This is a genomic window from Pseudomonas asturiensis (genome assembly GCF_900143095.1).
Taxonomy (GTDB): Bacteria; Pseudomonadota; Gammaproteobacteria; order Pseudomonadales; family Pseudomonadaceae; genus Aquipseudomonas; species Aquipseudomonas asturiensis.
The window spans coordinates 254,261-268,454 of the sequence record NZ_FRDA01000002.1; the positions used below are offsets into that span (position 1 = coordinate 254,261).

14 protein-coding genes and 1 pseudogene are annotated in these 14,194 nt (G+C 58.0%); 6 read left to right on the plus strand and 9 right to left on the minus strand.

Translation table 11 applies throughout. From position 1 onward, the window contains the following. Nucleotides 1-491 precede the first annotated feature (491 nt). Nucleotides 492-1,117, minus strand: a pseudogene (locus BUB69_RS04265) (DUF4946 domain-containing protein). Between the two features lie 75 nt (nucleotides 1,118-1,192). Between BUB69_RS04265 and gloA the strand changes: the two are divergent. Beyond that, nucleotides 1,193-1,714 carry a lactoylglutathione lyase gene (gene gloA, locus BUB69_RS04270; protein ID WP_073162691.1) on the plus strand — a complete coding sequence of 174 codons (522 nt, stop codon included), beginning with the start codon at nucleotides 1,193-1,195 and terminating at the stop codon, nucleotides 1,712-1,714. Nucleotides 1,715-1,782: 68 nt separating this feature from the next. Here gloA and ahpF read toward each other — a convergent pair whose 3' ends face one another. From ahpF to BUB69_RS04285, 3 genes are all read right to left on the minus strand, one after another. Beyond that, a complete protein-coding gene (gene ahpF, locus BUB69_RS04275) occupies nucleotides 1,783-3,345 on the minus strand; it encodes an alkyl hydroperoxide reductase subunit F (RefSeq protein WP_073162693.1) in 1,563 nt (520 codons plus the stop codon). A 131-nt stretch (nucleotides 3,346-3,476) separates the two neighbouring features. Then, the gene (ahpC, locus tag BUB69_RS04280; protein ID WP_024687933.1) at nucleotides 3,477-4,040 is read right to left on the minus strand and encodes an alkyl hydroperoxide reductase subunit C; all 564 of its coding nucleotides are present in this window, start codon (nucleotides 4,038-4,040) and stop codon (nucleotides 3,477-3,479) included. Between the two features lie 101 nt (nucleotides 4,041-4,141). Continuing rightward, nucleotides 4,142-5,101 (minus strand): site-specific integrase, encoded by a 960-nt coding sequence (locus BUB69_RS04285; protein WP_073162695.1) that lies wholly within the window; start codon nucleotides 5,099-5,101, stop codon nucleotides 4,142-4,144. A gap of 176 nt (nucleotides 5,102-5,277) precedes the next feature. On the opposite strand from BUB69_RS04285, the gene BUB69_RS04290 reads away from it, so the two are divergent. After that, nucleotides 5,278-6,285, plus strand: a complete 1,008-nt coding sequence (locus BUB69_RS04290; protein ID WP_073162697.1) for a DNA-binding protein — start codon at nucleotides 5,278-5,280, stop codon at nucleotides 6,283-6,285. A gap of 21 nt (nucleotides 6,286-6,306) precedes the next feature. On the opposite strand, the gene BUB69_RS04295 is transcribed toward BUB69_RS04290, so the two are convergent. The 3 genes from BUB69_RS04295 to galU all read right to left on the minus strand — a co-directional run bounded on the left by BUB69_RS04295 (nucleotide 6,307) and on the right by galU (nucleotide 9,977). Then, on the minus strand, nucleotides 6,307-7,581 hold the full coding sequence (locus BUB69_RS04295; protein WP_073162699.1) for a hybrid sensor histidine kinase/response regulator: 1,275 nt from the start codon (nucleotides 7,579-7,581) through the stop codon (nucleotides 6,307-6,309). Nucleotides 7,582-7,674: 93 nt separating this feature from the next. After that, the gene (gorA, locus tag BUB69_RS04300) at nucleotides 7,675-9,033 is read right to left on the minus strand and encodes a glutathione-disulfide reductase (protein ID WP_073162701.1); all 1,359 of its coding nucleotides are present in this window, start codon (nucleotides 9,031-9,033) and stop codon (nucleotides 7,675-7,677) included. A gap of 104 nt (nucleotides 9,034-9,137) precedes the next feature. Then, nucleotides 9,138-9,977 carry a UTP--glucose-1-phosphate uridylyltransferase GalU gene (gene galU, locus BUB69_RS04305; protein WP_073162704.1) on the minus strand — a complete coding sequence of 280 codons (840 nt, stop codon included), beginning with the start codon at nucleotides 9,975-9,977 and terminating at the stop codon, nucleotides 9,138-9,140. A 282-nt stretch (nucleotides 9,978-10,259) separates the two neighbouring features. On the opposite strand from galU, the gene BUB69_RS04310 reads away from it, so the two are divergent. Then, entirely contained in the window at nucleotides 10,260-10,541 is a 282-nt protein-coding gene (locus BUB69_RS04310) for a hypothetical protein (protein ID WP_073162706.1), read from the plus strand. 51 nt (nucleotides 10,542-10,592) lie between these two features. On the opposite strand, the gene BUB69_RS04315 is transcribed toward BUB69_RS04310, so the two are convergent. After that, the gene (locus BUB69_RS04315) at nucleotides 10,593-10,943 is read right to left on the minus strand and encodes a hypothetical protein (RefSeq protein WP_073162708.1); all 351 of its coding nucleotides are present in this window, start codon (nucleotides 10,941-10,943) and stop codon (nucleotides 10,593-10,595) included. 167 nt (nucleotides 10,944-11,110) lie between these two features. On the opposite strand from BUB69_RS04315, the gene BUB69_RS04320 reads away from it, so the two are divergent. The 3 genes from BUB69_RS04320 to alkB are packed head-to-tail and all read left to right on the plus strand — an operon-like array spanning nucleotide 11,111 to nucleotide 12,317. Then, nucleotides 11,111-11,416: a DUF1883 domain-containing protein gene (locus BUB69_RS04320; RefSeq protein WP_073162710.1), complete on the plus strand. Its 306-nt coding sequence runs from the start codon at nucleotides 11,111-11,113 to the stop codon at nucleotides 11,414-11,416. Nucleotides 11,417-11,430: 14 nt separating this feature from the next. Further along, on the plus strand, nucleotides 11,431-11,613 hold the full coding sequence (locus BUB69_RS04325) for a hypothetical protein (RefSeq protein WP_073162712.1): 183 nt from the start codon (nucleotides 11,431-11,433) through the stop codon (nucleotides 11,611-11,613). Between the two features lie 26 nt (nucleotides 11,614-11,639). Then, a complete protein-coding gene (alkB, locus tag BUB69_RS04330; protein WP_073162715.1) occupies nucleotides 11,640-12,317 on the plus strand; it encodes a DNA oxidative demethylase AlkB in 678 nt (225 codons plus the stop codon). A gap of 10 nt (nucleotides 12,318-12,327) precedes the next feature. On the opposite strand, the gene BUB69_RS04335 is transcribed toward alkB, so the two are convergent. Then, a complete protein-coding gene (locus BUB69_RS04335) occupies nucleotides 12,328-14,145 on the minus strand; it encodes a glycoside hydrolase family 15 protein (RefSeq protein WP_073162717.1) in 1,818 nt (605 codons plus the stop codon). Between the last annotated feature and the right edge of the window lie 49 nt (nucleotides 14,146-14,194).

Genomic DNA, 14,194 nt, shown 5'->3' on the forward strand with positions numbered 1-14,194 from the left:
ACAACTATGTCACTCGAAGCCCTGCCACCGCAGGGCTTTTTATTGCCCGCCGGGCGATCAGTTACTAGTCGCGAAACGGGGCAAAGAGTATCGCTGCCAAGGCGTACACTTTGGCGCTACTCTCCCTGACCGGCATCTACCTGCTTAAATGAACTGCACGGTACATACAGGACGTGTCAGATTATTTACACCGAAAAAATAATGACGCCAATAATTTTTCGTTCAGGCATGCGATTCAGCTCACAGTTACAACTTGAAAAATTCAAGTTTATGTTCAGCTCTTCTTCAGGTTTAAACACTTAGAATAATTACTCAACGTGAAGATATTCGCCCTCAGGCCCATACGGGCGGGCGCCTGGAGCCAGACCCGATGAAAGGACGCAAAGAGGTTCACACTTTTTTCACATGCGGTCTTCCATGATGAAGACCGCTAAAGGAATAGCGCCCCATGCCCGCCTCGGCGGGCTTCTTTTTGCCCGCAGAAAAGCCCCTCACTCCCCTCCGTCAAGCTGGAGCCCCTCGCGAATGTGCAGCGCCTCCGCCTTGTTGTCCGCATAGCCCTGCGCCGATCCCGCATAGGACAATGACCAGGCCGTGTCCTTGCTGGCCGCCGCCACCAGCGTTTGAGTCATGACATGCACGCCGTTCTGGGTGACGGTGCAGGTGGTTTCCAGCGCAGGAACGACACTGAGCTGCCCGCTGCGCACATGCGTGCAGACACTCTGAAAACCGCTTCGGGCGAAGTTGACCTGAATTGATTTGCGCATTTCCAGCAAGACGCCCTGCACATTGACTTCGTGACCGGGAGCGAGCCGCGTCTGGGTCAATTCCATGACCATCAGCGGATTACCCAGTTGATCGTTTTTGACCGCTCGCTGTCTGACCTGCACGGAGGGTTGAGCGGGAGCATCCGTCGTAGCGGGTAACGACTCCACTTCCCAACCCGCTGGCCACATGATCACCGCATCGGCATGAGCACCAGTGGCAGCCGCAAGCAGGCACAAGCTGAGGAGCGAAGGTCGGCAGAGCGAAAGAATCATGATCATGGCCATCAGAGCGGTTAGCCGGAAATTCTGAGCCTGTCGTTAGCCGCTAGCAAGAGGGCCCCGGCTTTTATCGACACACAGGTTTGGCACACGCTGCCCCACTCCGTATCATTTGGCACTATTCACACACTGGCTGGAGACAATTCATGAGCCTGCAAGACCTCAATTCCTTCCCTGGCGTGACAGCAGAACCTGAAGCCGCTACCCAGCAGTTCGTGTTCAATCACACCATGCTGCGCGTCAAGGACATCACGGCCTCTCTGGACTTCTATACTCGTGTTCTGGGGTTTAGCCTGGTTGAGAAACGCGATTTCCCGGAAGCCGAGTTCAGCCTGTATTTTCTGGCCCTGACGGACAAGAAACTGATTCCGACCGACGACAAGGCCCGCAGCGAGTGGATGAAGTCGATTCCGGGCATTCTGGAACTGACCCACAACCACGGCACCGAGAATGACCCCTCAGCCGTGTATCACGATGGCAATAGCGACCCGCGCGGCTTTGGTCACATCTGTGTGTCGGTACCGGATGTGGTCGCTGCGTGCGAACGCTTCGAGAGCCTGGGCGTCAAGTTCCAGAAACGCCTGTCTGACGGCCGCATGAACAGCCTGGCGTTCATCAAGGACCCGGATGGCTACTGGGTAGAGATCATCCAGCCAACGCCGCTGTAAACTCGCGACGAACAAAAAAGCCCCCGGCGACGCGAGTCTCCGGGGGCTTTTAGTTTGGCGGCTGCCTGTCAGGCTGGCGCGGACGTGCGGATCAGGTGATCGAAGGCGCTCAACGAGGCCTTGGCACCCTCGCCCAGCGCGATGATGATCTGCTTGTACGGCGTCACAGTCACGTCACCGGCCGCGAAAATGCCCGGTATCGAGGTTTCACCGCGCGCATCGACCACGATCTCGCCGCGTGGCGACAGCTCGATGGAGCCTTTGAGCCATTCGCTGTTAGGCAGCAGACCGATCTGCACGAAGATACCTTCAAGCGGCACAGTGATTTCTTCACCGCTTACGCGATTCTTGTAGCGCAGGCCGTTGACCTTCTGCTCATCACCGGTCACTTCAGTGGTTTGCGCACTGGTAATGACCGTTACGTTAGGCAGGCTGTGCAACTTGCGCTGCAGTACCGCGTCGGCACGCAATTGAACGTCGAACTCCAGCAGCGTCACGTGAGACACAATACCCGCCAGGTCGATAGCCGCTTCAACGCCCGAGTTACCACCGCCGATCACTGCAACGCGCTTGCCTTTGAACAGCGGGCCGTCACAGTGCGGGCAGTAAGCCACGCCCTTGTTACGGTATTGCTGCTCGCCTGGAACGCCCATCTCCCTCCAGCGTGCACCGGTCGCCAGAATCAGGGTCTTGGCCTTCAGGCTTGCGCCGCTGGCGAATTTCACTTCATGCAGCTCACCGGCCGCGCCAGGGATCAGCTTGTCGGCGCGTTGCAGGTTCATGATGTCGACTTCGTATTGCTTGACGTGCTCTTCAAGCGCTACCGCAAGCTTCGGGCCCTCGGTGTGTTGTACCGAGATGAAGTTCTCGATGGCCATGGTATCGAGCACCTGACCGCCAAAGCGTTCGGCGGCAACGCCGGTACGAATGCCTTTGCGTGCTGCATAAACAGCCGCTGCCGAACCTGCAGGTCCGCCGCCCACCACCAGAACGTCGAATGCCTCTTTGGCATTGAGCTTGTCGGCCTGACGCGCACCGGCACCGGTGTCGATCTTCGCCAGAATCTCTTCCAGACCCATGCGGCCCTGGCCGAACAGTTCACCATTCAGGTAGATGCTGGGCACCGACATGATCTTGCGATCAGTCACTTCGTCCTGAAACAGCGCGCCGTCGATGGCGATGTGCTGGATGTTGGGGTTCAGTACTGCCATCAGGTTAAGGGCCTGGACGACGTCCGGGCAGTTCTGGCAGGACTGCGAAAAATAGGTTTCGAACTTGAATTCGCCTTGAAGATTGCGAACCTGCTCGATGGTTTCCGCGCTGACCTTGGGTGGGTAGCCGCCAACTTGCAGCAACGCCAGGACCAGCGAGGTGAATTCGTGCCCCATGGGGATACCGGCGAAACGCAGGCTGATATCGTGGCCAGGGCTGTTCAGCGAGAACGATGGCGTACGTGCATCCGATCCGCTGTCATTCAAGGTGACGTCTTTGGAAACACTGATCACGTCATTGAGCAGTGCAAGCATTTCCTGAGACTTCGCGCCGTCATCAAGGGACGCGACGATCTCGATGGGGCGAGTGACCCGCTCCAGGTAAGATTTCAACTGGGCTTTAAGATTGGCGTCCAACATGTGGCAGCTTCCTTCGACAAATTTTCAGAGGGTAGAAATAACAACGCCCAGGCGATGACCGCCCGGGCGTTTTTTGGGGCGATGCTGTTTACTTGCTCAAGAGCTCAACGCCCCTAGCCGATTCATACGACTCAGATCTTGCCGACCAGGTCCAGAGACGGAGCCAGAGTGGCCTCGCCTTCTTTCCATTTGGCAGGGCAGACTTCGCCCGGGTGAGCAGCAACGTACTGAGCAGCCTTGATTTTGCGCAGCAGCTCGGAAGCGTCACGGCCTACGCCGCCATCGTTCAGTTCAACGATTTTGATCTGACCTTCAGGGTTGATCACGAAAGTACCGCGGTCAGCCAGACCGGCTTCTTCGATCAGCACGTCGAAGTTGCGCGAGATGGTCAGAGTCGGGTCGCCGATCATGGTGTACTGGATTTTGCCGATTGCAGGCGAAGTGTTGTGCCATGCAGCGTGGGCGAAGTGGGTGTCAGTCGAAACGCTGTAGATTTCAACGCCCAGCTTCTGGAATTCAGCGTAGTTGTCAGCCAGGTCTTCCAGTTCGGTCGGGCAAACGAAGGTGAAGTCAGCCGGATAGAAGAATACGACAGACCATTTGCCTTTGAAGTCAGCATCCGAAACGTCAACGAAAGAGCCGTTCTTGTAAGCAGTTGCCTTGAACGGTTTTACCTGGCTGTTGATGATAGGCATCGGTATATCTCCTGATGGGTTGTGAATTCGATGAAGTGAAGCTTACGCAGGATCGATGACAAAGGCTCATTGGCAAACCTCATGTCACTGATTGCTTTTCGCTATGGAAGCGGCTTATCAATAGAAGAAACCTTCATATCGCCCCCGCCTTCGAAAGCGCTCTGAAACGGCGCGGCGTCAATGTAACGCATCGCGGACTTCATGTCCCTCCAGCCCACGTACGCCATCAATGACTTGAGATCCCATCCGTTGTGGTGCGCCCAACTGGCGAAACCACGGCGCAGCGAGTGACTGGTGTAAGGTTCGGCCGCAATGCCTGCGCGGGCGAGCGCGTGACGCAACAAGGGAATGACACTGTTGGCGTGCAGCCCCTCCTCGCTCAGATTTCCCCAGCGATCCACGCCCCGAAACACCGGCCCGCGCACCAGTGCCGCGCAGTTGACCCAGTCGATATAGGCCTGGACCGGACACAGCCGTTGCAGCGCAGGGGTTTGATAAGTCCTGCCCGCGTTGTCCCGATCACTTTTGCTGCGCGGCAGATAAAGGCTGATCCCCGCCCCGGCGATGGCCTTGACGTCTTGAACCTGCAGGCGACACAGCTCGTCGCTGCGAAACCCACGCCAGAAGCCGAGCAGAATCAGCGCCGCATCACGACGGCAACGCAAGACACCCGGCTGATCGCCACGCGCCTGCGCTTCCAGTGCTTCGGCGTTGAGCCTGGCGACCACGCGCTCCAGGTCGAGCAGTTGCAGCGGCTCTGCCTGTTTCTCCTGTGCGGGGTGCAGGGCGCGAATACCTTTGAGCACCTTGCGCACCACCGGTGCGCGGGTCGGATCAGCGAAACCCTGGCTGGAATGCCATTGAGCCAACCCTGACAAGCGCGATTTCAGGGTATTGACCGACAACTGTCCCGCATAGCACGCCAGGTAGCGCGCCACGCTTTCGCTGGTGGCGGGCAGAAACCCGCCCCACGTGACTTCGAAGTGCTCAACGGCCGCTCGGTAGCTGCGTCGGGTGTTGTCTCGGGTCGCCGCCTCAAGGTAGCGATCGACGTCATTCATGTGCAAAACCTGAGTGGATGTACCGAATGGAGGCCCAAAAACGCGAGGGACGCGTCTGACACGGGATAATACGCCAATATCCCGTGCGATAAAATTCAAATAATGACGAAATCAAACAGCCAATATAGTATGTAATTACAGGGTACATACCACAGTACGAAATCGTAGGAGCAAACATGGCAAGGGGTGGCGTTAACAAGGCATTGGTGCTCAAGGCAAGGGCTGCCCTGCTTGCTCGCGGGGAAAACCCCAGCATTGATGCAGTACGTATCGAAATGGGCAACACAGGGTCCAAAACCACTATCCACCGTTACCTCAAGGAACTTGAGATCACCCATGCGCCCACGCCAGACATCAACGAAGAGCTGACCGGCCTGGTGGCCAACCTTGCGCAACGTCTGCAAGAACAGGCTCAGGAACGCATCGACCAGCTGTGCCTGGATCACGACACAAAATGCAAAGCCATTCAGGAAGCTCTATCGACGGCGCAGCAAAAAATGGACGGCCTGAACGAGCACATCCAGCAGAAGGATCAGACGCTGGAACGACAAGCCACCGCCCTGCTGGATCTGCAGGAAGCACTGCAAGTCTTACGCAACGAAAACACTCGACTGACGCAGGCCAACTCAGACCAGGAGTCCCGCCTGTTGGACAAGCAGGCGCAGATCCACTCTCTTGAAGAAAAACACCAGCACGCACGTGACGCGCTTGAGCACTATCGCAACTCGATCCGCGAACAACGCGAGCAGGAGCAGCAGCGCCATGAAGGTCAGGTACAGCAACTGCAGATGGAACTGCGCCAGGCGCAGCAAAGCCTGAGCATCCGCCAGGAAGACATCACCCAGTTGAACCGCGACAACGAACGACTGCTGGTCGAGGCGCGCAGCACGCAACGCGAATTGAACAGCCAAAAGGACCTGACCGAAAAGGTCAGCAGCCAAGCCGCAGCATCAGCCAAAGAGCATCAGCACGCTCAGACGCAGTGCGCTCTGCTGGAAGAAAAACTGCGAAGCCTGCACGACGACAACGTCGACCTCAGACAGAGCCTGAAAGATGCGCAGCAGCAGAACCGGATGGTGGAACTGCTGCTGATCAAGAAAGAGACCGCGCTGGAGTCACTGCAGTCCTCCACTGAGCCCACACCCAAAGCCAGGCCATCGCGCAAGAAGCCAGGCACGCCTTGACGCAGGAACAGCCCTGGCCGCTCAGTTGTGCCGATCAACCTTGCAGGGCAGGTACAGATCGACCCGAGTCCCCTGCCCCTCGACGCTCTCGATCTGCACATGCCCACCTGTCTGCTTGATGAAGCCGTAGACCATCGAAAGCCCCAGCCCAGTCCCCTGGCCGACAGGCTTGGTAGTGAAGAACGGATCGAACACCTGATCAATCACACGCTGACTGATACCACAGCCATCATCCTCGACACTGAGCAGGACGTAGTCTCCCGGCGTCAACGTACGCTGTGGCGCAGCGACGGTCACAGCCCGGGTCAACACCTGCAGTCGCCCACCATCCGGCATGGCATCGCGCGCATTGATCACCAGATTCAACAAGGCATTCTCCAATTGATGCTCGTCCGTCCAGACCTGACTCAACGCCTCAGCCAGCTCAATGTGCAGAAAGGTCCGGGCCGACACCGTACCTTGCAGCAATTCCTGCATCGAGCGGACCATATGATTGACGTCTACAGCGCAGGTATTGAGGGCCTGACGCCTGGCGAAGGTCAGCAATCGCTGAGTGAGCGCCCCAGCGCGATTGGCGGACGCGATGGCCGCGCCCACATAACGCTCAACATCATCGAGGCGTCCTTCGGCGGCCCTGCGCTGAATCAGATCCAGCGCTCCGAGCACACCGGTCAGCATGTTGTTGAAGTCGTGAGCGATGCCTCCGGTCAGTTGACCAACAGCATCCATCTTCTGCGCATGGCGCAACACCTCTTCAGCCTGCGCCCGCTCATTGATCTGCACCTGCAGCAACTGATTGGCCGCTGCCAGTTCATGAGTACGTTCGGCGACGCGCAACTCCAGACTTTCATTGAGTTCGCGCAAGGCCTCCTCGGCGCGAACCTGAGCAGTAATGTCCGTGTGAGTGCCCAACCAATGCGTGATGTGACCCTGCTCGTCGCGCATCGGCAAGGCGCGAGAGAGAAACCAGTTGAACGCCCCATCGCGGGACTTGATCGGAAAGGTGTCTTCCCAGATCGAACCGGTCGCAAAACAATGCTGCAGTCGTGCGGCCACCCGCTCCCGATGCTCAGGGTCGAGCACTGAGCGCCAGCCCAGCGCACGCATGGACTCCAGCGAAGCACCGGTATAGGCATACCAACGCTCGTTGTACCACTGGACCCGGCCCTGAGGATTGGCCGTCCACGCCAGCTGACTCATGTTGTCGGCCAGCGTTCTGAATTGGCGTTCGCTCTCGCGAAGCCTGTCGATCTGCTGCGTTGCAGCGTGTCCCTGATCGGCCGAATGCAAAGGCATGACGACCTTCGGTCTTTCCTTGTCCACTGTCGGGGTCCGTCCTTTTCAACCTTATATACCTCGGGACTCATCCTGAGTCCCGGGCCTCGCCTGTTATCGCTGAACCGGTGTGCGCATGGTGACGAACTCTTCAGCCGCTGTCGGGTGCACACCGATGGTGTCGTCGAACACCTGCTTGGTAGCACCGGCCTTGATGGCGATTGCCAGGCTCTGCACGATTTCACCGGCGTCAGGCCCCACCATATGGCAGCCCAGAACGCGATCAGTCTTCGCATCGACAACCAGCTTCATCAGGGTGCGCTCCTGATCATCGGTCAGCGTCAGCTTCATCGGCCGGAAACGGCTTTCGAAGATCTGCACCTCATGCCCGGCTTCGATGGCCGCCTCCTCTGTGAGGCCCACCGTACCAATGTTCGGCAGACTGAAAACCGCCGTTGGAATATGGTTGTAGTCCACTGGACGATATTGTTCAGGCTTGAACAGACGTCGAGCCAGCGCCATGCCTTCAGCCAGCGCCACCGGTGTCAGTTGCACGCCGCCAATGACATCGCCAATCGCCAGAATGGACGGCTCGCTGCTCTGGTAGTGTTCGTCGACTTCAATATAGCCGTGTTTATCGAGCTTGACGTCAACGCTTTCCAGCCCGAGGTTGTCGAGCATCGGGCGGCGACCGGTCGCGTAAAACACACAATCGGTTTCCAGCGTCTCACCGCTTTTCATCGCCAACAGCAGGCTGCCATCGGACTGCTTGTCGATACGCGAAATATCGCTATTGAAGCGGATGCCCATGTGACGCTTGAGCAATTCTTCATGCAGATGCTTGCGCACACTGCCGTCAAATCCGCGCAGGAACAGCTCGCCCCGGTAAACCAGCGTCGTGTCAGCACCCAGACCGTTGAAGATGGAGGCGAACTCGACGGCAATGTAACCGCCACCCACTACGACAATGCGCTTGGGCAGCTCTTTGAGAAAGAAGGCTTCGTTCGACGAAATCGCATGCTCACGCCCAGGCACGTCAGGAATCTGCGGCCAGCCGCCCGTCGCGATCAAAATACGCTCGGCGCTGTAGGTCTGACCGTTGATTTCGACCTTCTGCGTGCCCACGATCTTCGCGTGCCCTTCGAGCAGCGTGACGCCGCTGTCGACCAGCAACTTGCGATAGATGCCGTTAAGGCGATTGATCTCGCGGTCCTTGTTGGCGATGAGCGTCGGCCAGTCGAAACTCGGCTCACCCACCGACCAGCCAAAGCCCTTGGCGTGCTCGAAGTCTTCGGAAAAATGCGAGCTGTACACCATCAATTTCTTGGGCACACACCCGACGTTGACACAGGTCCCACCCAGATAACGGCTCTCGGCAACCGCAACCTTTGCGCCGAACCCGGCGGCAAAACGGGCGGCACGTACGCCACCGGAACCCGCGCCAATTACAAACAGATCGAAATCGTAAGCCATCAATGTCTCCTTAGCAGAGGCACAGCATAACCGCTTGGCGGTCAGTCAGAAATGACAAAGCCACCCGAAGGTGGCCTTGACTTGATACGCGGACGGGCAATGAATCAGTAAGCCTTGCCTGTCTTGTAGAAGTGCTCGAAGCAGAAGTTGGTCGCTTCGATGTAACCTTCGGCGCCACCGCAGTCGAAACGCTTACCATCAAACTTATAGGCCAGAACATTACCTTCTTTGGCCTGCTTCATCAGCGCGTCGGTGATCTGGATCTCGCCACCCTTGCCCGGCTCGGTCTGCTCGATTTTTTCGAAGATGTCCGGCGTCAGGATGTAACGACCGATGATCGCGAGGTTGGAAGGCGCATCTTCAGGCTTTGGCTTCTCGACCATGTCAGTGACACGGAACAGGCCAGGCTTGATCTCTTCACCCGCAATAACACCGTACTTGTTGGTTTCCTGCGGATCGACTTCCTGGATCGCGACGATCGAGCAGCCATAATGCTTGTGCAGCTTGACCATCTGAGCCAGCACACCGTCACCATCCAGGTTAACGCACAGGTCATCCGCCAGCACCACGGCAAAGGCCTCGTTACCGATCAGAGGGCGACCGCTGAGGATGGCATGGCCCAGGCCTTTCATTTCAGTCTGACGGGTGTAGGAGAAGCTGCACTCGTCGATCAGCTTGCGAATGCCGACCAGGTATTTTTCTTTGTCGGTGCCCTTGATCTGGTGCTCGAGCTCGTAGCTGATATCGAAGTGGTCTTCCAGCGCGCGCTTACCGCGGCCGGTCACGATGGAAATCTGGCTCAGGCCAGCCGCGAGGGCTTCTTCAACACCGTATTGGATCAGTGGCTTGTTGACCACCGGCAGCATTTCCTTGGGCATGGCCTTGGTCGCTGGCAAAAAGCGAGTGCCGTAACCGGCTGCTGGGAACAAGCATTTCTTGATCATAAAAGTCCTTGATAAGGGCTGTTGGTGTTAACGGCGCAGTCTAATCAGGCGGCGGGCACCTTACAATGCCCCGCCACGGGCCACAGGATGTCATGGTAGAGGTATAGACGAACAGATAGTTCCGCACAAACGAGTATATTGCGAACACCCGGCACTGCTTTTACATACCTGGCACACCAACGTCCACGACATTTATCCTTAAAACATGGCGGAACGATGGCACGCGCCATCAGTCCAACCTGCTGCACCCGTAATCCATTTGCCCCTCTTGAAGCGAACGACATGATCAGACTTTTGTGCATTATTGCTGTGCTGGGCCTCGCTGGCTGCGCAACCGCCTCCAACACCTACCTGAAGAACGGCAAACAAGGCCTGAGCATCGACTGCTCGGGCGAAGCGATGTCCTGGGCTGCCTGTTATGAAAAGGCTGACGCTTCCTGCGCCGGAACCGGTTACGAAATCGTCGGCACTGACGGCACTCCCCAGCCCGCCGAGAGCGAAAAAACCCTGGGCGTCGATGTCGGCAACTACAAGAGCCGCAGCGTTCTGGTCGTTTGCAAGTAAAGCCGGGCCCTGCCGTTCATGCGCAGGGCCGCTGAAAGACCGGGAATTCGATCACCCCGAAATGCAGGCTTCCGCAGCGTGCTGAACGTCGCGAAAACGAATCGGCACGTTGGCCAGGCGCTCATAAACCTTGATCGAGCTGCCTCCAGAACGGTTTTCAATATCCAGCACCGCCGTTGGCGATTTGCTCAATTTCTGCGCCACGATCAAACGCAGCCCATCATGGCGGCGCTCCACTGAAGGTTGCGCACGACTGCTGCTGATCTTCTCGATGAAACAGTCAGCGTACTCCTGCGGATTCTTGCCCGAGATCACACTCATGGTGGCAGGCGTATGTTCGATGTCGTTGACGGTTGCGCAACCAGTCATCGCCAGAGCCAGGATTACCACAGCCAGTTTCATACAATCCCTCCAAATAAAGGTGCTACGACAAGCCGTGGCCCGATTAGATCCCGAACACGTCATTATTTATGCAAAAGATTGCAATTAACGAACGGTCGGCGGCAAATGAAGGGCGCCGCATGCTATCGTTTTGATTTTTCAGAAAAAGCCATTTTCCGGAGTGCCCCATGAAATTCGTACACCAGCGTGAGCATCTCAACGAAGACGATCTGGTCGTCATTGAATGCTCGCAGATCTGCAATATTCGGCTGATGAACGACGCGAACTTTCGCAGCTTCAAAAATGGCGGCCGACACACTTACCACGGCGGCGCGTTCGACACCTTCCCTGCCAAGATTGCCGCACCGAGCACCGGTTTCTGGAACATCACAATCGACACCGCTGCGCGCAAGACCGACACCAACGCCGGGCGTAAACTGCCGTTCACGCATTCGATCAAGATCGTCCGCCGCTCGACCTCTCGCCTGCGCTGATACAAGGAGTCAACATGAGCACTTCCCCCGTAAGGACCACCAAGTACGCCGTCAGCTACAAGCTCAATGGCGAACGCCGCTTCGAATTCGCACAACTTCAATCGGCATCGGTTGAAGAAGCGCGCACTGCACTGGAAAAAATGCACGGCCAGGGCGATGACCAGATCAGCGACGTCAAGGTCAGCAAGGCCCTCTAAGACACTAGCAGGTGTTGGATTCGATCATGCAACGCAAGGGCGACCCAAACGCTACCTTCGATCTGTTTGCCGACGAAGCGCCCCAGCCAGCGGCTCATGAACAGATAGGCCCACAGTCCTGGTTGCTGAGAGGCCTGGCCCTGCCCTTCATGAATCGATTGATACCTGCCCTGCGCGACACCCTGTCTCAGGCGCCGTTCAGGCGCATGACCACACCGGGCGGCCACATCATGTCGGCAGCCCTGAGCAGTTGCGGCCAACTGGGCTGGATCACCGACCGGCAAGGTTATCGCTACGGCGACAGAGACCCGAATACCGGAAAACCCTGGCCAGCAATGCCAGATGTATTCGTCGAACTGGCGCAGACAGCGTCAACGGTCGCAGGTTTTGCTGACTTCGAGCCAGACGCCTGCCTGATAAACCGCTACGTCGCCGGTGCGAAAATGTCGCTGCATCAGGACAAGGACGAACAGGACCATCGCTGGCCCGTGGTATCCGTGTCGCTGGGCATTCCCGCCACATTTCAGTTCGGCGGCTTGCTGCGCAGCGACAAGCCCGCACGCATTTCACTGTTTCATGGCGACGTTGTCGTCTGGGGAGGCGAGGACCGCCTTCGCTTTCATGGCATCCTGCCTCTCAAGCCCGCCGAACATCCGGTCATGGGCCCGCAACGCATCAACCTGACGTTTCGCAAAGCAGGCTGATAGTGACGAGTCACAGGCCATCGAGATTGCCCGAGCTACGGACCGCAGCCGGACAGACAACCCGATGCAGATTCAACGCGGTATTGATGATGCCTATGTGGCTGAACGCCTGAGGAAAGTTCCCCAGCATCCGCCCCTCACGCGGATCATATTGCTCTGCCAGCAAACCCACGTCATTGCACAGATCACCAAGTCTGGCGAACAGCGCAGCCGCCTCCTCCGCCCGCCCCAACAACACGTAGGCATCGGCCAGCCAGAACGAGCAGACCAGAAACGTGCCTTCACTCCCTGAAACGCCATCGACACTTCGCTCTGCGTTGTAACGTAACAGCAACCCGTCGCGCATGAGGGTGCGCTCGATCTGGGCGACCGTACCTATGACGCGTGGGTCCTCGGGTGGCAGGAAGCCGGTGAGGACAATCTGCAGCAGACTGGCGTCCACTTCTTCCGCCCCGTAGGTCTGCACGAAGCTGTTGAGTCGTGCATCGAAGCCGTTGCGACAGACATCGGCATGGATCTCATCGGCGACCTCGCGGTAGTGCCGTGCCAGCGCGCGGTCTTCGTCCGATTCAGCCGCCTCGGCAATCTGCATGGCGTTCCGGTCGAAAGAGACCCAGGCCATGACCTTGGAATGAGTAAAATGTCGTGGCTGCGAGCGAATCTCCCAGATTCCAGCATCTGGAAGGTGCCACACCTTCTCCAGGAACGGCATGACCACCTTGGAGATCGCCACGCTGCGTGGATGCCTGGGCATGCCGCCCTTCAGCGCCTGAATCATCGCATCGGCCACTTCGCCATAGACGTCGAGCTGCACCTGGGTCGCCGCGCCATTACCGACGCGCACCGGCCGGGAGCCTTCATAGCCACTGAGCCACGGCAGCTCGGACTCTGACAAACGACGCTCGCCGCCCACGCCATACATAATCTGGATCTGCTCGGGATTACCTGCGACCGAGCGCAACAGCCAGTCGCGCCAAGCCGTAGCCTCCTCGAAGTACCCAAGATTCATGAACGCCAGCAGAGTCATGGTCGCATCGCGCAACCAGCAGTAGCGGTAATCCCAGTTGCGCTCGCCGCCCAATTGTTCGGGAAGCGACGTCGTGACCGCCGCGACAATGCCGCCAGTGGGTGCATACGTCATAGCCTTGAGGGTAATCAGCGAGCGCTTGACCTGGGCAGTCCAGGGACCGACATCAGGGCAGCGTCCGGAAAATTCACGCCAGTAACGCTCGGATTCTTCCAGCGCCTGCTGCGCATCGATGTCCGGGAGCATCGGCTCGCTGGATGCCTGCCAGGCCAGGGTGAACACCTTGCACTCGCCCTCGCGCACCGGAAAATGACTGGCGGTGTGATGATCCTGCGCAAGCAACGGCACCGGACTGCGCAGGACGAGCATTTCCGGGCCGGCAACGGCAGTCAGGGTGTGCGGGTCTTTCTTCTCGACCCAGGGCACGCTGCTGCCGTAGTCAAACCGAATGGCCAGGTCCATCTCGAAAGCGACATCGCCGACCAGCCCGACCACCATGCGCACGACATGCCCGGCGGTGCCCATGGGCATGAAATCGACCAGCATGGCACGCCCGGTACGAGTTTCGAACACGGTTTCAAGAGTCAGCGTACCGTCGCGGTAACGCCGCTCAACGGATACAACGTCGGCTGCCGGCGCAATTTTCCAGCGGCCATTGTTACTGTCACCGAGCAAGGCCGAAAAGCATGAGGGCGAATCGAAGCGGGGAAAACACAGCCAGTCCAGCGAGCCATCCCGCGCCACAAGGGCAGCGGTCTGGCAGTTGCCGAGCAACGCATAATCTTCAATCGGTGCGGCCATTCGTAATGCTCTCTGTCGAAATGCCTGTTGCGCAGTTCAAGCCCGGGCC